A 19,074-nucleotide genomic window follows, 5' to 3' on the forward strand; every position below is an offset into this window, starting at 1 on the left:
GCGATGAACGGCGAGGTGGTCTTCGACCCGCTGCTGCCATGGGCGATGCTCTGGGCCGCGGCCGCACTTGGCGCGGCTCTGTGCGCCCTGTCGCTCTGGCGCCGGCAGGCGGGGTGGTGGCTGCGCGGGCTTGCCGCCGCAATGGTGCTGATCGCGCTCGCCAACCCGTCGCTGCAGCGCGAGAGCCGCTCGCCTCTGGGCGACATCGTGCTCCTCGTCGTCGACGAGAGCGCCAGCCAGCGCATCGGCGGGCGTGCCGAGCAGACCGAGCAGGCGGTGGCGCGGATCGAGGCACGGATCGCCGGGCTGGAGAATACCGAGCTGCGCATCGTGCGTCTCGGGGACGGGCCGGGCGATGACGGCACCTTGCTGATGACCGCCCTGGCACAGGCGATCTCGGAGGAGCCGGCGGACCGGATCGCGGGGGCGATCCTGCTGAGCGACGGGCGGCTTCACGACATCGAGCGGGCGCCCGAGTTGCCCGCACCGCTGCATCTTCTGCTGACCGGCATGCCGCGGGACTGGGACCGGCGCCTGGTGGTCTCGAACGCGCCGGCCTTCGCGATTATCGGCGAGCCGGTGACCTTGTCGTTGCGGCTCGAGGACCAGGGCCGGGTGCCGGAGGGGCAGAGCGGCACGGCGAGGATTGAGATCGCCGTCGATGGCGGCGAGCCGCGCGGTTTCGACGTGCCGGTGGGCGAGACACTGGAGTTGCCGGTCACGCTGCCCCACGGGGGGCGCAACGTGATCCGTTTCTCCACCCCCGCCGCGCCGGGCGAGCTGACCGATCGCAACAATGCCGCCGTGATACAGATCAACGGCGTGCGCGACCGTCTGCGGGTGCTCTTGGTGAGCGGCGAGCCGCACCAGGGCGAGCGTGTCTGGCGCAACCTGCTCAAATCCGACAGTTCGGTCGACCTGGTGCATTTCACCATCCTGCGCCCGCCTGAGAAGCAGGACGGCGTTCCGGTGGACGAGCTCAGCCTCATCGCCTTTCCGACGCGCGAGCTGTTCCTCGACAAGATCGACGAGTTCGACCTCATCATCTTCGACCGCTACAAGCGCCGCGGGATCCTGCCGCAGCTCTATTTCGACAATGTGCGCCGCTACGTGGTGGAGGGCGGGGCGGTGCTCGTCGCCGCGGGGCCTGATTTTGCCGGCGTCGATTCGCTCTACCGCTCTGCCTTGGGCGACGTTCTGCCGGGCGCGCCGACCGCGCGGGTGATCGAGGAGCCCTTCCTGCCGCGATTGAGCGATGTGGGCACGCGCCATCCCGTCACCCAGCAGCTCGACGGCGGTGCGCAGACGCCCGAATGGGGCCGCTGGCTGCGCCAGGTCGAGCTTGAGCCGCGCTCGGGCGAGGTGGTGATGGAGGGCGCCGACGGTCAGCCACTGCTGCTGCTCGACCGGGTGGGCGAGGGGCGCGTGGCGCTCCTCGGCTCGGATCACGCCTGGCTGTGGTCACGCGGCTTCGAGGGGGGCGGCCCGCAGCTCGAGCTGCTGCGGCGCCTTGCACATTGGCTGATGAAGGAGCCGGAGCTGGACGAGGAGGCCCTGGTGGCGACCGCCGAGGGGCAGACCATCACCATCGAGCGGCGCACCCTTTCGCAAGAGGCCGGCGAGGTGGAGATCACCGGTCCCGACGGGCAAACCGAGCGCCGCGCGCTCGAGCAGACCGGACCCGGCCGCTTCCAGACGGTGTTCGAGGCGCCGCAGATCGGCCTCTACCGGCTGGTGGAGGGGGACCGCGAGACGGTGATCGGCATCGGCCCCGCCGCACCGCGCGAGTTCGAGCAGACGGTCGCCTCCGGCGCGGCGCTCGGTCCCGCGGTGGCGGCGCGGCGCGGCGCGGTGTTGCCGGTCTCGGAGGGCGTGCCCGATATCCGCGAGGTGCGGCCGGGCCGTCCGGCCGGCGGGCGCGGCTGGATCGGGATCACGCCGCGGCAGGCCTACCTGACGACGGACCTGACCTTGCGGACCCTGCTGCCCGCCTGGCTGCTGCTCCTGGCGGCGGCGGGGTTGACGCTCGCGGCATGGATGCGCGAGGGGCGCCGCTGAGTGCCGTCCTGTCCGGCTCTGCCCCGCCATGCCATACCGCCGCCCCGCACGGTGTGGCAAAAGGCCCGGCATGGCGGGGCGCGGGGCTAGGAACCCGGGACGGGCGGCTTCCGTTACGCATTGAATCGCATTCAATGGAGCCCTGCCAGACATGATCGAACTGTTGTCCTCTCCGCAGGCCTGGGCGGCCTTCTTCGCATTGGTCACGATGGAGATCGTCCTCGGGATCGACAACCTGATCTTCATCTCGATCGTCTCCGGCAAGCTTCCGCCGAAGCAGGAAAAGATCGCGCGCCAGATCGGGATCGGCCTCGCGCTGGTGCTGCGTCTTGCGCTGCTGTCGGTGATCGCCTGGGTCGTCGGGCTCACCGCGCCGGTTTTCGACCTCGGCATCCAGGGCGCCCCCGGTGCGCATGGTGATCCATCCTTCGAGACGGCCTTCTCCTGGCGCGACCTGATCCTCATCGGGGGCGGCGCCTTCCTTGTCGTCAAGGCGACGCAGGAAATCCATCACAAGGTCGATCCCGCGCGGGATGCCGAGCATGGCGGGGCCAAGGTTGCCACCTCGCTCTTTTCCGCCATCGCACAGATCGTGGCCCTCGACGCGGTCTTCTCCATCGACAGCATCCTCACCGCGATCGGCATGACCAACGAGCTGCCGATCATGTATGCGGCCGTGATCGTGGCGGTCGGGGTGATGTTCGCGGCCGCGGGGCCGGTGACGCGCTTCGTCAACAACAACCCTTCGGTGGTGATGCTCGCGCTCGCCTTCCTTTTGATGATCGGGATGGTCCTGATCGCGGACGGCTTCGGGCGCCACGTGCCCAAGGGCTACATCTATGCCGCGATGGCCTTCGGGGTGTTCGTCGAGGTGCTCAACATGCTGGCGCGCCGGCGGCGCAACCGTCTCGCCGCGCGGCGGGCGAAGGGCTGACAGTCCGGCCGCCGCCGCGACGGGCTCAAGGGCCCCGCGGCGGCGGCGCGGTCAGGATCCGGTGCGAATTGGAGAGGAACTCGCGCGACCACAGGGTCCAGAACGTCACCATCGTCGCCGCGATCATGGGCAGGGCCCCGGCCAGCCATGCCAGGGCGGCGAGGGCGAAATACATCCAGCGCAGTCCCCGGTTGAAGTTCCAGGCGGCACGGATGTTGATCTCGGCCGCCTGCGCCGCGCGCGGATAGGCCATCGCGTCATCGGCATCGTTCGGCACGGCGGCCATGACCACCGCGCAATATCCGAAAAGACGGTTGGCCCAGACGAACTTGAGAAATCCCGCCGTCAGAAGCAGCGCGACAAGCCCCAGCTTGGCCTGCCAGACAAGGGGCGGCACACGGCTGCCGTTCAGGTCGATCGCAAGGCCCGCGAGGCGCTCGGAATTGCCCATCAGCGCGAGAACGCCGCCAATCGCGATGACGCAGGTCGAGGCGAAGAAGCTGGTGCCCTGACGCAGGGTGCCCAGCACGCTCGCATCGAAGATGCGCGGCTGCCGGGTGACGAGCTGACGCATCCATTCGCGGCGGAAATCGGCCATTCTCACCGTCACGGAAGGGTGCCGACCCGATGGCCGCTCGATGAGCCAGCCAACCGTGAAGGTGCTCGCCAGGAGGAAGATCACGGCGATCCGGTCGAGGATCGGGAAGAGGGCGAGCTGTCCAAGGAGATCGGCGCCCATCATGCCGCGCGAACCAGGTGAGGGGCGGTGCGATGCACGGGCATGATCCTTGGCCTTCGATGTGATTGCCTCGCGGCGTCGGCCTGCAGGGTGACAGGCGCGCGGGCGGGGTGCAAGTTCCGCCGGCCGGCCGGATCCCGCACCCCATGGCCAGCCCGCAATGCTCCGTGACGTGCCATCTGCGCTTGCCCGCTGCGGGCGCGGCATCTGGGCGCTTGCACCGGCGGGCTGGCGGTTATAATTTCTTACCAAATCCGAGGAGGAGCCCGCCATGCAGATGCCACAGCCAGATCCCGCGATTATTCAGCGCAAGGCCGAGATCGTGGCGCGCCTGCAAAGGGTGCTCCCGCATGACGCGGTGATCCACGAGGAGCACGAGACGCGCGCCTATGAATGCGACGCGCTCACCGCCTATCGCTGCCCGCCGCTGGCCGCGGTCCTTCCAGCATCGACCGCCGAGGTCGCGGCGGTGCTCAAGGTCTGCCACGAGGAGGGGGTGCCGGTGGTGCCGCGCGGCTCTGGCACGTCGCTCGCCGGGGGTGCCTTGCCGACGGCCGATTGCGTGATCCTGGGCGTGGCGCGGCTGGCCGAGGTGATCGAGACCAACTATCCCGACCGCTACATCCGGGTGCAGACCGGGCGCACCAATCTCAGCGTCACCGGCGCGGTCGAGGAGGATGGCTGGTTCTACGCCCCGGACCCCTCGTCGCAGCTTGCCTGCGCGATCGCCGGCAATATCGGGATGAACTCGGGCGGGGCGCATTGCCTGAAATACGGGGTGACGACGAACAACCTGCTCGGCGTGACCATGGTGATGATGGATGGCACGGTGGTCGAGATCGGCGGCGCGCATCTCGACGCGCCCGGCCTCGACCTGCTGGGGGTGATATGCGGCAGCGAGGGGCAGCTTGGGGTCGTGACCGAGGCGACGCTGCGTATCCTGCCCAAGCCCGAGGGCGCGCGCCCCGTCCTGATGGGATTCGATAGCAACGAGGTGGCCGGTGAATGCGTCTCCGACATCATCAAGGCGGGCGTGCTTCCGGTGGCGATCGAGTTCATGGACCGCCCCTGCATTCGCGCCACCGAGGCCTTTGCCGGCGCGGGCTATCCCGATTGCGAGGCGCTGCTGATCGTCGAGGTCGAGGGCAGCCCGGCGGAGATCGACGAGCAGCTCGGCGTGATCATGCAGATCGCCCGCCGCCACGATCCGGTCGAGCTGCGCGAGAGCCAGTCGGCCGAGGAGAGCGCGCGGATCTGGCTCGGCCGCAAGTCGGCCTTCGGGGCGATGGGACAGATCAACGACTACATGTGCCTCGACGGGACGATCCCGGTGAACGAGTTGCCGCATGTACTGCGCCGGATCGGGGAGCTCTCCGAGCAATACGGGCTGGAGGTTGCGAACGTGTTCCACGCGGGGGACGGCAACATGCACCCGCTGATCCTCTTCAACGCGAACGAAGAAGGGCAACTGGAGAAATGCGAGGCCTTCGGGGCCGACATCCTGCGTCTTTGCGTCGAGGTGGGCGGCTGTCTGACCGGCGAGCACGGGGTGGGGATCGAGAAGCGTGACCTGATGCTCGACCAGTTCGCGCCCGACGACCTGGAAGCGCAGCTGCGGGTGAAGGACGTGTTCGATCCGCGCTGGTTGCTCAATCCGGCGAAGGTCTTTCCCCTTGCCGTCACGCAGAACCGCAGGCAGGCGGCCGGCTGACCGCACGTCCATCGCGGCGGGCGGCATGCCCGCGCCGGGCCGGATCGGGGGCCTTGCCCCCGGCCATTCGGCCTCCCCCAAGGTATTTGATCGAAGATGAAGGAGCGGGCGATGCTGACCCCGAGAGACGAGGCCGAACTGAGCGAGGCGATCGCGGGCGCGTCCGGCGCGCTGCGGATCACCGGCGGGGGCACGCGGCCCTCGGGCCGGACGCGCGGCGAGGTTCTGTCGACCGGGCACCTGTCCGGGATCAGGCTTTACGAGCCGGGCGCTCTCACGATCGTGGCGGGTGCCGGAACGCCGGTGACGGAGGTCGAGGAGGCGCTCGCCGCGCAAAATCAGCGTCTGCCCTTCGAGCCGATCGATCACCGGAGACTTCTGGAGCAGGAGGGGGTGCCGACGATCGGCGGGATGGTCGCGGTCAACGCCTCCGGCCCGCGCCGCATCCAGGCCGGTGCTTGCCGGGACAGCCTGATCGGGGTGCGTTTCGTGGACGGGGCCGGCACGGTCATCAAGAATGGTGGCCGCGTCATGAAGAACGTCACCGGTTATGACCTCGTGAAGCTGCTGGCCGGCTCCTGGGGCACGCTGGGGGTGATGAGCGAGCTGTCCTTCAAGGTTCTTCCCGGCATCGCCGCGACGGCGACGCTGCGTCTCGGGGGGCTCGCGGCGGAAGGGGCGGTCGCGGCGATGTCGGCGGCGCTGGGCTCGCCCTACGAGGTGTCCGGTGCGGCCTACCTGCCGGATGAGGGCGATGTGATCCTGCGGATCGAGGGGTTCGAGGCTTCGGTCGCTTACCGCGCAGAGCGCCTTTCGGGGCTTCTGGAGCGGTTCGGCGCGGCTCGGACCCTCACCGATCGCGCCGAGGAGGCGAGCCGCTGGCGCGCGGTGCGCGATGCCGCCGCCTGTGCCCCGTCCGAAGGCGGAGCGGGCGATGTCTGGCGTATCTCCGTGCGCCCCTCCGACGGGCCGCAGGTGGCCGAGCGTCTGGGATCGCGGATGCGGTTGGTGGACTGGGGGGGCGGCCTGATCTGGGCCGTGGTCCCCGAAGGCCAGCCGCTGCGCCGCGAGCTTGCCGGGATCGCCGGCCATGCAACCTTGCTGCGCGCGGCGCCGGAGACCCATGCCGCGCTTGGCATGTTCCACCCCGAACCCGAGGCTCTCGCCGCGGTGTCGCGCGGCCTGCGCGCCCGCTTCGATCCGCGCGGCATCCTCAATCCCGGACTGATGGACGGGGCTTCGGCCGCCGCCTGAAAGGACCATATTCCATGCAGACGAATTTCACCCCGGAGCAGCTTGCCGATCCCTCCACCGCGCGCAGCAACGAGATCCTGCGGGCCTGCGTGCATTGCGGCTTCTGCACGGCGACCTGTCCGACATACCAGGTGCTGGGCGACGAGCTCGACAGCCCCCGCGGACGCATATACCTGATCAAGGACATGCTCGAGAAAGACCGCCCCGCGGACGAGAAAACGGTCAAGCATATCGACCGCTGCCTCTCCTGCCTCGCCTGCATGACGACATGCCCCTCCGGCGTGCATTACATGCATCTTGTCGATCACGCCCGTGCCCATATCGAGAAAACCTACAAACGGCCCTTCATGGACCGGGCGCTGCGCTGGACGCTGGCGCGCATCCTGCCCTATCCGGGGCGGTTCCGCCTTGCGCTGCTGGGCGCCAAGATCGGCCGGCCCTTTGCCTTCCTGATGCCCGATGCGCGGCTCAAGGCGATGCTTCAGATGGCACCCAAGAGGGTGCCGCCGGTCAGCCGCAACGACGATCCGCAGGTCTTTCCCGCCGAGGGGAAGAGGGTGATGCGGGTGGCGCTGCTGACAGGCTGCGCGCAGAAGGCGCTCAACACCGACATCAACGACGCGACGATCCGCCTGCTGACGCGGCTCGGGGCAGAGGTGGTGGTGGCGCGCGGCATGGGGTGCTGCGGCGCATTGGTGCATCACATGGGCAAGGAGGACGAGAGCCACGATTTCGCCGCCGACAACATCCGCGCCTGGATGGACGAGAAGCGCGGTGCCGGACTCGATCACGTGGTGATCAACACCTCCGGCTGCGGCACCACGGTGAAGGATTACGGGCACATGATGCGGCAGACGGCGCTGGCCGAAGATGCCGCGGCGATCAGCGCGATGACGCTCGACGTGAGCGAGTTGCTCGAGAAGCTGCTGCCGGGCGCTGATCCGATCGGCGGGCTGGACCGCGCCGCGGAGGATATCGCCGGCACCGATCATCGGCCCGGCTTCGCCGCCGAGGGCCGCCCCGACGGGCCCGGTCCGCTGCGCGTTGCCTATCACTCGGCCTGCTCGCTGCAACACGGCCAGAAGGTGCGCACCGCGCCCAAGGCACTTTTGAAACGTGCGGGTTTCGAGGTGGTCGAGCCGGCCGATCCGCATCTGTGCTGCGGCTCGGCGGGGACCTACAACCTGATGCAGCCGGAGATCAGCGCCAGGCTCAAGGACCGCAAGGTGCGCACGCTGGAGGCCAAGTCTCCCGACATCATCGCCGCCGGCAATATCGGCTGCATGATGCAGATCGGATCGGGCACCGGGGTTCCCGTCGTGCACACGGTCGAGTTGCTCGACTGGATCACGGGCGGGCCGAAGCCGCCGGCCATGAGCCGGGCCGCCGATGCCGCCCCCGAAGTGCCGCGTCTTCGCTGACGCGGCGCCGCAATCCTGCCCCGCAGCGCGGTTAGGACCGTCTTTACATGTTCCCGCAGGGAAGGCGGTGCGATGATTTTCCGGATGTCGCGTATCGGGCGGGTCCTCGGGGCGGCGGGGGCGGCGATGCTGCTGCTGGGCGCCTGGCCGGGCGGGCTCGCCGCGCAGGAACCCACGCGCCTGCGCAGCCTTTCGACCGCCGATGACAGCCGCGGCTGGGCGGCGGTGGGGCGGCTCGATTTTGCCAATGGAAGCTTCTGCACCGGCACGCTCATCGCGCCCGATCTGGTGCTGACGGCGGCCCATTGCCTCTTCGACATCCGCAGCGGCCGGCGGCAGCCCGATGCCGGGATCGAGTTCGCGGCCAACCTGCGCGACGGGCATGCGGCGGCCTATCGGGGCGTGCGCCGCTCGGTCGTCCACCCCGCCTATGCGCGCGCGGATGCGGGGATGGCGCGGGTGTCGAGCGACCTCGCGCTGGTCGAGCTCGACCGGCCGATCCGGGGCGTCGATCTCGCGCCTTTCCGGGTCGGTGCCCTGCCGGAGGGCGGCGCCCTGGTCTCGGTGCTTTCCTACGCCCATGACCGCCCGGCGCAGCCCGCGCTGCAGGAGCGGTGCAACGTGCTCTCGCGCCGATCGGGCGCGCTGGTCCTGTCCTGCGATGTCGATTATGGCGCCTCGGGCGCGCCGATCTTCGCCCTGCGCGGCAGCGAGTTGCAGGTCGTCTCGATCATCTCGGCCAAGGCGCTGCAGGACGGGCGCAAGGTCGCGCTGGGCACCGACCTGGAGGTGCCGCTCTCGGCGATGCTGGCGATGCTGTCGGGCGAGGATGGCGTTTTCCACCGCCGCGCCGCGCCGCCGGAACGGGGCGGCGCGAAGGCCGCGCGCGCGATCACGGGAGCGAAATTTTTGCGCCCCTGAGGGTCTTGAACGGCCTTGGCCATCTTCTTATCTCAGCGTCACCGGACGCCGCCGAGCGGGTTCGGGATACCACCTCGTCCGTTCCGCGATGGAAGGACGAAACAGTTTAGTTGTCGCTCAATGGAGGATGACCCATGCGAAGCTTTGATCTTGCCCCCCTTTACCGCGCCACCGTCGGTTTCGATCAGGTTGCGAACCTGATGGACCGTGTCCTGTCGGACAATGTCGCGGCCCAGACCTATCCGCCCTACAACATCGAACGCACCGAGGACGATGCCTGGAGCATCGAGATCGCGGTCGCCGGTTTCACCGAGGACGACCTTTCGATCGAGCAGCGCGAGAATGCCCTGATCGTCTCCGGCCGCAAGCCCGAGGAGACCGCTCAGCGCACCTACCTTCATCGCGGCATCGCGACCCGCGCCTTCGAGCGCCGGTTCCATCTCGCCGATCACGTGAAGGTCACCGCGGCGGCCCATGCCAACGGCATGCTGCGCATCGATCTCGTGCGCGAGGTTCCCGAGGCCCTCAAGCCGCGCCAGATCGAGATCTCGCGCAACACCGCGATCGAGGGCAAGAAGGTCAAGACTGCCGAGACGCAGGACGCCTGAGCCCGGATGGGCCGCAGCCGGCCTTCCCGAAGACCGGTCTTGCGACGGCTGACCCTTCGACAATCGGCCCCTTGAAAGCTGGCTTGCCGCGCGCATCGCGGCAGGCCTTTCGCATGGGGCACGCGGCCCCGCAGCTTCGCTCAGACCGAGAGGCAGATATATTTCATCTCGGTATATTCCTCGATGCCGTACTTGCTGCCCTCGCGGCCGAGACCCGATTGCTTGACGCCGCCGAACGGGGCGACCTCGGTCGAGATGAGGCCGGTATTCACGCCGACGATGCCGTATTCCAGCCCTTCGCTGACCCGCGTCACGCGGCTCATGTCGCGGGCATAGAAATAGGCGGCGAGGCCGAAGATCGTGTCATTGCCCAGCGCGATGCCCTCTTCCTCGGTCTCGAACTTGAAGAGCGGCGCGAGGGGGCCGAAGGTCTCCTCATGCGCGACCTTCATGTCCTGCGTCACGCCTGTCATTATCGTCGGCTCGAAGAAGGTGCCGCCCAGCTCGTGACGCTTGCCGCCCTGCACGATCTCGGCGCCCTTCTCGCGGGCATCCTTGATATGGTCCTCGACCTTGCCGACGGCGTCCTCGTCGATGAGGGGTCCGAAATCCACGCCCTGCTCGAGCCCGTCGCCGACCGTCTTCTTGGCGAGGGCCGCGGCGAGCTTCTCGGCGAAGGCATCATAGACACCCGACTGCACGTAGATGCGGTTGGCGCAGACGCAGGTCTGCCCGGCATTGCGGAACTTGCAGACCATGGCCCCCTCGACGGCCGCGTCGAGATCGGCGTCGTCGAAGACGAGGAAGGGCGCGTTGCCGCCGAGCTCCATCGAGCACTTCATCACCTGGTCGGCCGATTGCTTGAGCAGGATGCGTCCCACCTCGGTCGAGCCGGTGAAGCTCAGCTTGCGCACGATCGGGTTCTCGCAGAATTCCTTGCCGACCTCGGAGCTCGAGGAGGAGGGAAGCACCGAGAAGATCCCCTTCGGCAGGCCGGCACGATCGGCAAGCACCCCGAGTGCCAGCGCCGAGAGCGGGGTGAGCGTGGGCGGGCGCACCACGAAGGCGCATCCCGCGGCAAGCGCCGGGCCGGCCTTGCGGGTGATCATCGCGTTGGGGAAGTTCCACGGCGTGATCGCGGCGGCCACCCCGATCGGCTGACGGATCACGTGGATGCGCTTGTCGGCCGCATGGCCGGGGATGATGTCGCCATAGACGCGCTTGGCCTCCTCGGCGAACCATTCGATGAAGCTGGCGCCATAGGTGATCTCGCCCTTGGCCTCGGCCACGGGCTTGCCCTGCTCGGCGGTGAGAATGGCCGCAAGATCGTCCGCGTTCTCGATCATCAGGTCGAACCAGCGGCGCAGGACGGCCGCCCGTTCCTTGGCCGGACGCGCGGCCCAGTCCTTCTGCGCCTTCTGGGCAAGTTCGATCGCCTCGGCGATCTGCGGACGCCCGAGGTCGGCGACATTGGCGATCACGTCGCCGCGTGCGGGGTTGCGCACTTCGAATGTCTTGCCGTCTTTTGCATCCGTCCAGGTTCCGCCGAGATAGGCGCGTTCGACGAGCAGTTCGGGATCCTTGAGCAAGTCCGTCAGGTTGGTGGTCTGGTCGAGCATCTTGACCTCGTGCTTGGGGCTGTTTCAGGGTGCGCCGGAATCCGGCGCGGCTTTGCCGGTCCGATCATGCCCGACCCTGGAAGGCTCCGCCATGACGAACGACATTGCTTACGCCAATCGCGATTTCATCCCGGCGGCGGATGACTACGTTCCGGGCTGGGAACGGGCGGCGGCCGCGTTCCGGCATGCGGCACGGGATCGCGGCGCGTTGCGGACGCGGCGCTACGGCCCCGCCGAGCGGCAGGAGACCGACCTCTTCATGCCGCAAGGCCAGCCGCTCGGCTGCGCCGTATTCGTACATGGCGGGTATTGGCGCGCCTTCGACAAATCGCTCTGGTCGCATCTGGCGGCGGGACCGTTGGCGCGGGGCTGGGCGGTGGCCATGCCGTCCTACACGCTGGCGCCCCATGCGCGTATCGGGCAGATCGGGGCCGAGATCGCCGATGCGATCACCGATGTGGCAGAGGCGGTGGAAGGGCCGATCGCGTTATGCGGACATTCGGCGGGCGGGCAGCTCGTGGCGCGCATGCTGTGCGATCCGCCGCTGCTGGCGCCCCGGATCGCCGCACGCATCCTGAGCTGCGTGCCGATCTCCCCGATCGGCGACCTCGTGCCGCTCATGGACACCGCGATGAACGCCGATCTGCGCATCGATGCGGAAGAGGCGGCGGCGCAGAGCCCGGCGCGGCTCGCGCTTGGCGCCGCCGGCATTCGCATCACCGTCTGGGTCGGCGCCGAGGAGCGGCCGGCCTTCCTCGACCAGGCCGCCGGGCTTTCGCAAGCCTGGGCGGGGGCGGAGGCAGGTCTCAGAATCGATCCCGGGCGCCATCATTTCGATGTCATGGACGGGCTCGAAAACGCGGGAAGTCCCCTTGTGGAAGCGCTTCTGGGCGGGCTCTAGCCGTAAAGATCGCACCAGCAGGGCCGGTCGTCACCCGGTGCCGGCCGGGCCGCGTAAACCGCGCGCGCAATCGCCCGTGCCAGCGCCACGCCCGCCCCGTGGCCGAGCCAGAGGCGCCCGGCGGCATCGGGAATGCCGGCGCCGGCGGTCGAGACGCCGAAGACAAGATCGCCGTCGAAAGGAGTGTGGCTGGGCAGAAGCGCGCGCGCCATTCCGTCCTGCGCGGCCATGGCCATGCGCTGCGTCTCGGCCTGGTCCAGCGCGAGGTCGGTCGCGACGATCGCCAGCGTGGTCTGCGCGCCGGGCATGAGCTTCGTTGCGGGAAGGACGGGCGCCGCGCGATCTTCCACTCCGCGCCCGCCGAACTCGTCGCCCTGCTCGAACGGGGCGGCCCAGAAACGCCCGGAGCCCGGCGCGCAGGCGCAGCCCACGGGGTTCACCGCGACGAGCGCCGCGACCGTGCCGCCCCCCGGCAAGGTGCACGAGGCGCTGCCGATCCCGCCCTTGAGCCGCGCGGTGCGGGCCCCGGTCCCCGCACCGTGACTGCCCAATGCGATCGGCGCCGAGGTTCGCGGCGCATCGAGCGCCGCATCCAGGGCGGTCCGTCCCAGCGCGGTATGCGGTGTTTCACCGCCGCAAGAAGCGCCCCCCGCTCCCAGGTCGAAGAGCACGGCCGCCGGGACGATCGGCACCCGGTATCCGCCGGCGAGAAAGCCGCGGCCGCGCTCGGCAAGCGCGGATGCCGCCCCCGTGGCCGCCGCGAGCCCGAAGGCCGAGCCGCCGGACAGCACCAGCGCATCGACCCGGCGCACCAGCCCTCCGGGCGTCAGAAGATCCGTCTCACGCGTGCCGGGAGCGCCGCCCATCACGTGTACCGCGGCGGTGAAGGGCGCGTCCGCGGTCAGTACCGTCACCCCGGTCTTGAGCCGATCGTCCTGGGCCTGGCCGACCCGCAGGCCGGCGATGTCGGTCATGTCGTTGCGCGGGCCGGGACGCAGGGCAGGGCCGGGCGACGGCGCGTTCATCCGTCCGCCTCCCACCGGCATCGGGGCAGGGCGCGGCAAGGCGGGCGATGCCCGATCACGGGCTCAGGCATGGGGTTTGTGCACCGCGCTGCGCGGGTCTCCGGTATTGGGCGTGCCCGACGGCTCGATGATGAGCAACTCGGCCGTTGGGCGCGCGACGGGACGATGGCGCATGCCGGCGGGCACGACATGGAGCTGGCCCGGACCCAGGCTGACCGTGCCTTCCGGCAGTTCGATGTCGAGCCGCCCGGAAAGCACCAGGAAAAGATCGTCGGTCTCGGGATGGGCATGCCATACGAACGCCCCTTCGGCCTTCACCACCATCACGTCATTGCCGTTGTAGCCGGCGACGATCCTTGGATGCCAGGGCGTGTCGAAGGTCGCGAGGCGCGCTGCCAGATCGACGGGAGCGACCGCCGCGGGCGTGCCGGACGGCGCCTCGCTTCGGGGCCGATCTTCGGGAGTTGTTTCGGGCAGTGTCTTGAGCGGGGGCATGGCGGTTCCTCGTGAGCGTGGTTCCGGCCGCGATCCTGCCAGATCGCCGGCCTGCCATCCAGCGGGATGGGCGATGGCGGCGGGTGGGCTGGGGCCGGGGGGGCAGGGCGGCGGTTCTTTTCCCTACGCCTCCGATCCATGCGTCCCCGCGCAAGCGGTCGAACCCGTCAGGTCTTCCGCCCGGCCGCTGACCACCCGCAGCGTGGGATACCGCCCAGCCGGGATGACCGCGCCGCATGCACCGGGGTGCAGCATCGGGGGCATCGGCAGGCATCGCATAGTTAGCTTAAACTCACCATATTTCTGACGTGGATATGATCTCTGCTCCAAGCACTCACATTAGTGTAATTTTTGGAAGAATCACATGTCTGATTTCAATGACCAGTTAGGGGCCGTCGTTTCAAATTTCAGTGCCATCGATGCCGATATTAAGCGCATCGCAATGAAGTTGTGTGGCCCCGCCACCAACTCTGCGGCCCAATGCTGCAAGGCCGACATCCGGGCCATTCAGTCGCGCTACGGCAATTGCAGGAGCGCGGTGGAGGACCTGATCGATCAGCTCGAACGCGAGACGCGCGCGCTGGAGGCGGAGCCGGCGGCGATGCGCCTTCCGTGCCAGGTCCGCCCGCAGCGATTCTGGAACTTCGTGCGCGGGCGCGGCCGTGGGGCAGGGTCGCTCACGAACGGCGCGGGCCATGCGCTCGAACTCCTGTTCCAGCAATCCGATCGGATCGCCGTGCTCCTGAGCCGTCTCGACAAGCGCCTCGAGGAAACGCTGGCCATGCTGCAATGCTGCGCCGAGGATGCCGAGGGCGCCGTGCCCGACGATGTTGACATGGCCGGTCACAGGTCGCTGCTCTTCGGGGTGCTCAGCGATGCGCAGGCCGCGCAGGCCCGCATCGCCGCCCGCCTGCGCGATGACAATCGTGTTCGCGTCGCCCTTTACGACGAGCTGACGCTGAGCTTGCGCGACGGGCTGCATGTTGCGCCGCCGCGCAGCGCCTGACGCCGGTTTCGCCGGGTCCGGCCCGTCCGAACCCGGAATACCACCCGCCGGGGCATGGGCATAGCGGCTTGCGGCCGGCGGTTACCCGGCATCGAGGGTCTTTTGACCGTTTGGTAAATCTTGCAAAGCGGGGGCCACGCTGGCACCCTTGCGCGATCTCATGTCTCGAGGATGCCGCGCAATGACCGACCGTCCCACCGCCCTGCGTGCCGCCGCGCATCCTGACGATGCCCGGCGCAATCCCGGCCTGCCCTTCGACCTCGACCGGGTGCGCGCGGTTCAGGCCAATACCGGCGCGATCGAGCGCCGCGCCGCGAGCCTGCCCGGACGCCGCTCGGTCAAGAAGGAGTGGCAGGCGGCCTGGCTGCTGCGGGCGATTACCTGCATCGATCTGACCACGCTTGCGGGGGACGACACGCCGGGCCGCGTGCGGCGGCTCTGCGCCAAGGCCGCGCGGCCCCTGCGCGGTGATCTGCTGGATGCGCTGGGGATGGAGCCCATCACCGTCGGCGCGGTCTGCGTCTATCACGAGATGGTCGAGACGGCGGTGCGGGCGCTCGAGGGAACGGGGATACCCGTGGCGGCCGTCTCCACCGGCTTTCCCGCCGGCCTGTCGCCCTTCAGGCTCAGGCTGGCCGAGATCGGGGATTCGGTGGCGGCCGGCGCGTCGGAGATCGACATCGTGATTTCCCGCCGCCACGTCCTGACCGGGGACTGGAAAGCGCTCTATGACGAGATGCGCGCCTTTCGCGAGGCATGCGGCGCGGCCCATGTGAAGGCGATCCTGGCGACCGGGGAGCTTGGATCGCTGCGCAATGTCGCGCGCGCCTCGCAGGTCTGCATGATGGCGGGGGCCGACTTCATCAAGACCTCCACCGGCAAGGAAGGGGTGAACGCGACCCTTCCGGTCAGCCTGGTCATGCTGCGCGCGATCCGCGACTACGAGGCGGCCACGGGCATCCGGGTCGGCTACAAGCCCGCGGGCGGCATATCCAAGGCGAAGGACGCGTTGACCTATCTGGCGATGATGAAGGACGAACTCGGACGGCCCTGGCTGAACCCGGAGCTCTTCCGGTTCGGAGCCTCGTCGCTGCTGGGCGACATCGAGCGCCAGCTCGAGCATTTCGTGACCGGGCGGTATTCCGCGGCGCATCGCCATCCGGCCGGATGACCGCGCGGGGCGCAGCGCGGCCTTCGCCCGGGCGCAGCCCGGCAGGACCGTCCCGCCCGCCCACCCCCTCTTGTTTCGAGAAGAAAGTGAAGACATGACCGTGGCGCAGATTTTCGACAGCATGGAATACGGTCCCGCTCCGGAGAGCGCGGCCGAGGCGCAGGCATGGCTGGAAGCCCATGGACGCATGTTCGGCCACTGGATCGGCGGAGCCGCCCGGGCCGGAGCCGACCATTTCGACAGTCGCTCTCCGGCCGACGGCACCCTGCTGGCGCGGATCGCGAAGGGCGACAGCGACGCGGTCGAGGCGGCCGTCACCGCCGCGCGTGGAGCGCAGGAGGCATGGGCGGCGCATCCCGCGAAGCGCGCGCGGGCGCTCTATGCGCTGGCGCGGCTGATCCAGAAGAACGCCCGCCTCTTCGCGGTGCTCGAAAGCCTCGACAGCGGCAAGCCGATCCGCGAGAGCCGCGACATCGACATCCCCCAGGTCATCCGCCATTTCTACTACCATGCCGGCATGGCGCAGATCATGGAGGAGGCCGTTCCGGGCCGCGTGCCGCACGGGGTCTGCGGTCAGATCGTGCCATGGAACTTCCCGCTTCTGATGGCCGCGTGGAAGATCGCCCCGGCGCTGGCCATGGGAAACACGGTGGTGCTCAAACCCGCCGAATGGACGCCGCTGAGCGCGCTCCTGCTGGCCGAGCTGAGTGCCCAGGCGGGGCTGCCCGCCGGGGTTCTGAACGTCGTCACGGGCGATGGGGAAACGGGGGCCGCGCTGGTCGCGGCACCGGTCGACAAGATCGCGTTCACCGGCTCGACCGAGGTCGGCCGCGCGATCCGGCGTGCCACCGCCGGCAGCGGCAAGGCGCTGACGCTCGAGCTGGGCGGCAAATCCCCCTATCTCGTCTTCGACGACGCCGATCTCGACAGCGCGGTCGAGGGGCTGGTGGATGCGATCTTCTTCAATGGCGGTCAGGTCTGCTGCGCCGGATCGCGGCTCCTGGTGCAGGAGGGGATCTCCGAGGACTTCCACGCCAGGCTGATCCGGCGGATGCAAAGCCTCCGGGTGGGCGATCCGCTCGACAAATGCATCGACGTGGGCGCCATCGTCGATCCGGTGCAGCGCGACCGCATCGCCGCGATGGTCGATGCCGGCGGCGGCACGGTGCACCGCGCGGGGGGCGATCTTCCCGGCGAGGGGTGCTTCTATCCGCCGACCCTCGTGACCGGACTTTCGGGCTCCGATCCCCTGATGCAGGAGGAGATCTTCGGCCCCGTCCTCGTCTCCACCACCTTCCGGACCCCCGCCGAGGCCGTGCAGCTCGCCAATGACACGCGCTACGGCCTGGCGGCTTCCGTCTGGAGCGAGAACATCAACCTCGCGCTCGGGGTCGCGCCGGCGATCACGGCGGGCGTGGTCTGGATCAACGGGGCCAACATGTTCGACGCCGCAGCACCGTTCGGCGGCCTGCGCGAAAGCGGCTTCGGCCGCGAGGGGGGGCCGGAGGGGCTTGCCGCCTATACGCGCGCCCCGCACCCGGCGCGCCAGGCCCGGCCCATCGCGGCGGTGGAGGCGCCCCGCGCCGGGCAGGTGCGCGCCCCGGCGCTCGACCGCACCGCCAAGCTTTATATCGGCGGCAAGCAGGTGCGTCCCGATGGCGGCTATTCGCGGCCGGTCTGGTCGAAGAAGGGCGCACTTCTGGGCCATGCGCCGCAGGCCAACCGCAAGGATCTGCGCAACGCGGTGGAGGCGGCGCGCGCCGCATCGGGCTGGTCCGCGATGGCGGGGCACCAGCGTGCGCAGATCCTCTATTATATCGGTGAGAACCTGTCGGCGCGGGCCGAGGAATTCGCCGCCCGCATCGCCGAGATGACGGGAGGCTCGGCCAGGGAGGCCGAGGCAGAAATGTCCGTCGCCGTCGATCGCTGCTTCACCTGGGCGGCTTGGGCGGACAAGCATGACGGCGCGGCGCGCGATGTTCCGGTCCGCGGAATGGCCTTGGCCCTCAAGGCGCCGGTCGGCGTCATCGGCCAGTTCGCGCCGGACGAGGTGCCGCTCGCAGGGCTGATTTCGATCGTTGCGCCGGCCATCGCGCTCGGCAACCGCGTGATCTGCGTCGCCTCAGAGCCCTATCCGCTGGCCGCGACCGATTTCTACCAGGTGCTCGACACGTCCGACGTGCCGGCGGGGGTGGTCAACATCCTGACCGGCCCGCATGAGGAGCTGGCTCCCCAGATGGCGGGACATATGGGCATCGACGCGGTCTGGAGCTTCTCGGGGCGGGCGCTTTCGCAGGTGATCGAGCAGGAGAGCGCGGCCGACCTCAAGCGCAGCTGGGTATCTGACGGCATGGCCCGCGACTGGCTGGGGCCGGAGGGGCAGGGCGCGCGGTTCCGCGACGAGGCGACCGAGACGCGCACCGTCTGGATCCCTTACGGCGAGGGCACGATCACAGCTTCCTGAGGTCGATCCCGGCGGTTTCGAGGGCGAAGCGGATGCGCGCGGCGGTCTCGATCGCGCCCGGCGTATCGCCATGCAGGCAGACGGTGTCGATCCGCGCCTCGATCTTGCTGCCGTCGCCGCACAGGATCGCCCCCTCCTGCAGCATTGCCGCGACCCGCGCCGCCGCCTCCTCGGCATCCTCGATCATCGCGCCCGGCTGCGACCTTTGCCGCAGGCGCCCGTCCGCCTCGTAGCCGCGATCGGCGAATATCTCGCCCGCCCAGCTGCAGCCCAAAGCCTGCGCCGCGCGCTCCATCCCCGTGGCGGCCTGCGCGACGATCAGCAGGTCGGCGTCGAGCTCGAGCGCGGCGCCGAAGCAGTGTCTCGCCAGCTCCTCGTCCTCGGCGGCCATGTTCGACAGCGCCCCGTGCAGCTTGACATGCCGCAGCTGCCCGCCCGCGCCCCGCGCCATCCCGATCGCGGCCGCGACCTGGTACTGCACGAGGGCATGGACCTCCTCATGGGCCAGCGTCATCCGGCGTCGCCCGAAGCCCTGCAGATCGGCAAATCCCGGATGCGCCCCGATCCCCACGCCCTTCTGCACGGCGGCGCGCATCGTGCGGCCCATCACCACCGGGTCGCCCGCATGGGCCCCGCAGGCGATGTTGGCCGATGTCACGATCTCGAGCAGCGTCTCGTCATCCCCCATCACCCAGGGGCCGAAGCTCTCGCCCATATCCGCGTTCAGGTCCACATGCATCGCCTCAG

At 69.2% G+C, this 19,074-nt stretch carries 16 protein-coding genes; 11 read left to right on the plus strand and 5 right to left on the minus strand.

Annotated features, from left to right (window positions below):
• The first annotated feature begins 3 nt into the window (after positions 1-3).
• Positions 4-2,058, plus strand: a complete 2,055-nt coding sequence (locus PMES_RS15455) for a hypothetical protein (protein WP_159966639.1) — start codon at positions 4-6, stop codon at positions 2,056-2,058.
• A gap of 151 nt (positions 2,059-2,209) precedes the next feature.
• The gene (locus PMES_RS15460) at positions 2,210-2,992 is read left to right on the plus strand and encodes a TerC family protein (protein ID WP_159966640.1); all 783 of its coding nucleotides are present in this window, start codon (positions 2,210-2,212) and stop codon (positions 2,990-2,992) included.
• A 25-nt stretch (positions 2,993-3,017) separates the two neighbouring features.
• Here the strand turns inward: PMES_RS15460 and PMES_RS15465 are convergent, their stop codons facing one another.
• Positions 3,018-3,734, minus strand: coding sequence for a DUF599 domain-containing protein (locus tag PMES_RS15465; RefSeq protein WP_236549836.1), 717 nt, complete (start codon positions 3,732-3,734; stop codon positions 3,018-3,020).
• Between the two features lie 268 nt (positions 3,735-4,002).
• Here PMES_RS15465 and PMES_RS15470 point away from each other — a divergent pair, with 268 nt between their 5' ends.
• The 5 genes from PMES_RS15470 to PMES_RS15490 all read left to right on the plus strand — a co-directional run bounded on the left by PMES_RS15470 (position 4,003) and on the right by PMES_RS15490 (position 9,646).
• On the plus strand, positions 4,003-5,442 hold the full coding sequence (locus PMES_RS15470; RefSeq protein ID WP_159966641.1) for an FAD-linked oxidase C-terminal domain-containing protein: 1,440 nt from the start codon (positions 4,003-4,005) through the stop codon (positions 5,440-5,442).
• 114 nt (positions 5,443-5,556) lie between these two features.
• Positions 5,557-6,696, plus strand: coding sequence for an FAD-binding protein (locus tag PMES_RS15475; RefSeq protein WP_159966670.1), 1,140 nt, complete (start codon positions 5,557-5,559; stop codon positions 6,694-6,696).
• 14 nt (positions 6,697-6,710) lie between these two features.
• Positions 6,711-8,117: a glycolate oxidase subunit GlcF gene (glcF, locus tag PMES_RS15480; protein WP_159966642.1), complete on the plus strand. Its 1,407-nt coding sequence runs from the start codon at positions 6,711-6,713 to the stop codon at positions 8,115-8,117.
• A gap of 72 nt (positions 8,118-8,189) precedes the next feature.
• Entirely contained in the window at positions 8,190-9,038 is an 849-nt protein-coding gene (locus PMES_RS15485) for a trypsin-like serine peptidase (protein ID WP_236549837.1), read from the plus strand.
• Positions 9,039-9,172: 134 nt separating this feature from the next.
• Positions 9,173-9,646, plus strand: a complete 474-nt coding sequence (locus PMES_RS15490; RefSeq protein ID WP_159966643.1) for an Hsp20 family protein — start codon at positions 9,173-9,175, stop codon at positions 9,644-9,646.
• 140 nt (positions 9,647-9,786) lie between these two features.
• Here the strand turns inward: PMES_RS15490 and PMES_RS15495 are convergent, their stop codons facing one another.
• Positions 9,787-11,265, minus strand: coding sequence for an NAD-dependent succinate-semialdehyde dehydrogenase (locus tag PMES_RS15495; RefSeq protein ID WP_159966644.1), 1,479 nt, complete (start codon positions 11,263-11,265; stop codon positions 9,787-9,789).
• Positions 11,266-11,356: 91 nt separating this feature from the next.
• Between PMES_RS15495 and PMES_RS15500 the strand changes: the two genes are divergently transcribed.
• Positions 11,357-12,166 carry a hormone-sensitive lipase gene (locus tag PMES_RS15500; RefSeq protein ID WP_159966645.1) on the plus strand — a complete coding sequence of 270 codons (810 nt, stop codon included), beginning with the start codon at positions 11,357-11,359 and terminating at the stop codon, positions 12,164-12,166.
• Here PMES_RS15500 and PMES_RS15505 read toward each other — a convergent pair.
• Together PMES_RS15505 and PMES_RS15510 are read right to left on the minus strand one after the other, a co-directional pair.
• On the minus strand, positions 12,163-13,191 hold the full coding sequence (locus PMES_RS15505) for a P1 family peptidase (protein ID WP_159966646.1): 1,029 nt from the start codon (positions 13,189-13,191) through the stop codon (positions 12,163-12,165). The genes PMES_RS15500 and PMES_RS15505 overlap by 4 nt on opposite strands.
• A gap of 63 nt (positions 13,192-13,254) precedes the next feature.
• Positions 13,255-13,686, minus strand: coding sequence for a cupin domain-containing protein (locus tag PMES_RS15510; protein ID WP_159966647.1), 432 nt, complete (start codon positions 13,684-13,686; stop codon positions 13,255-13,257).
• Positions 13,687-14,050: 364 nt separating this feature from the next.
• On the opposite strand from PMES_RS15510, the gene PMES_RS15515 reads away from it, so the two are divergent.
• The 3 genes from PMES_RS15515 to PMES_RS15525 all read left to right on the plus strand — a co-directional run bounded on the left by PMES_RS15515 (position 14,051) and on the right by PMES_RS15525 (position 18,327).
• Positions 14,051-14,692: a hypothetical protein gene (locus tag PMES_RS15515; RefSeq protein WP_159966648.1), complete on the plus strand. Its 642-nt coding sequence runs from the start codon at positions 14,051-14,053 to the stop codon at positions 14,690-14,692.
• A gap of 181 nt (positions 14,693-14,873) precedes the next feature.
• Positions 14,874-15,863 (plus strand): deoxyribose-phosphate aldolase, encoded by a 990-nt coding sequence (gene deoC, locus PMES_RS15520; protein WP_201289022.1) that lies wholly within the window; start codon positions 14,874-14,876, stop codon positions 15,861-15,863.
• Positions 15,864-15,957: 94 nt separating this feature from the next.
• Positions 15,958-18,327, plus strand: coding sequence for an aldehyde dehydrogenase family protein (locus PMES_RS15525; protein WP_159966650.1), 2,370 nt, complete (start codon positions 15,958-15,960; stop codon positions 18,325-18,327).
• Here PMES_RS15525 and PMES_RS15530 read toward each other — a convergent pair.
• Complete coding sequence (locus PMES_RS15530; protein ID WP_159966651.1) at positions 18,314-19,066, minus strand: LamB/YcsF family protein; 753 nt, start codon at positions 19,064-19,066, stop codon at positions 18,314-18,316. The two genes, PMES_RS15525 and PMES_RS15530, sit on opposite strands and share 14 nt — an antisense overlap.
• Between the last annotated feature and the right edge of the window lie 8 nt (positions 19,067-19,074).

This window comes from Profundibacterium mesophilum KAUST100406-0324 (assembly GCF_009835145.1).
In the GTDB taxonomy this organism is placed as follows: domain Bacteria; phylum Pseudomonadota; class Alphaproteobacteria; order Rhodobacterales; family Rhodobacteraceae; genus Profundibacterium; species Profundibacterium mesophilum.

Excerpts from the sequence above, each read along its gene's own strand:
- PMES_RS15525 (WP_159966650.1), top strand. The coding sequence starts at position 15,958 with ATGACCGTGGCGCAGATTTTCGACAGCATGGAATACGGTCCCGCTCCG.
- PMES_RS15465 (WP_236549836.1), bottom strand. The coding sequence starts at position 3,734 with ATGATGGGCGCCGATCTCCTTGGACAGCTCGCCCTCTTCCCGATCCTC.
- PMES_RS15485 (WP_236549837.1), top strand. The coding sequence starts at position 8,190 with ATGATTTTCCGGATGTCGCGTATCGGGCGGGTCCTCGGGGCGGCGGGG.
- PMES_RS15495 (WP_159966644.1), bottom strand. The coding sequence starts at position 11,265 with ATGCTCGACCAGACCACCAACCTGACGGACTTGCTCAAGGATCCCGAA.
- deoC (WP_201289022.1), top strand. The coding sequence starts at position 14,874 with ATGACCGACCGTCCCACCGCCCTGCGTGCCGCCGCGCATCCTGACGAT.
- PMES_RS15460 (WP_159966640.1), top strand. The coding sequence starts at position 2,210 with ATGATCGAACTGTTGTCCTCTCCGCAGGCCTGGGCGGCCTTCTTCGCA.
- PMES_RS15455 (WP_159966639.1), top strand. The coding sequence starts at position 4 with ATGAACGGCGAGGTGGTCTTCGACCCGCTGCTGCCATGGGCGATGCTC.
- PMES_RS15500 (WP_159966645.1), top strand. The coding sequence starts at position 11,357 with ATGACGAACGACATTGCTTACGCCAATCGCGATTTCATCCCGGCGGCG.
- PMES_RS15490 (WP_159966643.1), top strand. The coding sequence starts at position 9,173 with ATGCGAAGCTTTGATCTTGCCCCCCTTTACCGCGCCACCGTCGGTTTC.
- PMES_RS15530 (WP_159966651.1), bottom strand. The coding sequence starts at position 19,066 with ATGCATGTGGACCTGAACGCGGATATGGGCGAGAGCTTCGGCCCCTGG.
- glcF (WP_159966642.1), top strand. The coding sequence starts at position 6,711 with ATGCAGACGAATTTCACCCCGGAGCAGCTTGCCGATCCCTCCACCGCG.
- PMES_RS15515 (WP_159966648.1), top strand. The coding sequence starts at position 14,051 with ATGTCTGATTTCAATGACCAGTTAGGGGCCGTCGTTTCAAATTTCAGT.
- PMES_RS15505 (WP_159966646.1), bottom strand. The coding sequence starts at position 13,191 with ATGAACGCGCCGTCGCCCGGCCCTGCCCTGCGTCCCGGCCCGCGCAAC.
- PMES_RS15470 (WP_159966641.1), top strand. The coding sequence starts at position 4,003 with ATGCAGATGCCACAGCCAGATCCCGCGATTATTCAGCGCAAGGCCGAG.
- PMES_RS15510 (WP_159966647.1), bottom strand. The coding sequence starts at position 13,686 with ATGCCCCCGCTCAAGACACTGCCCGAAACAACTCCCGAAGATCGGCCC.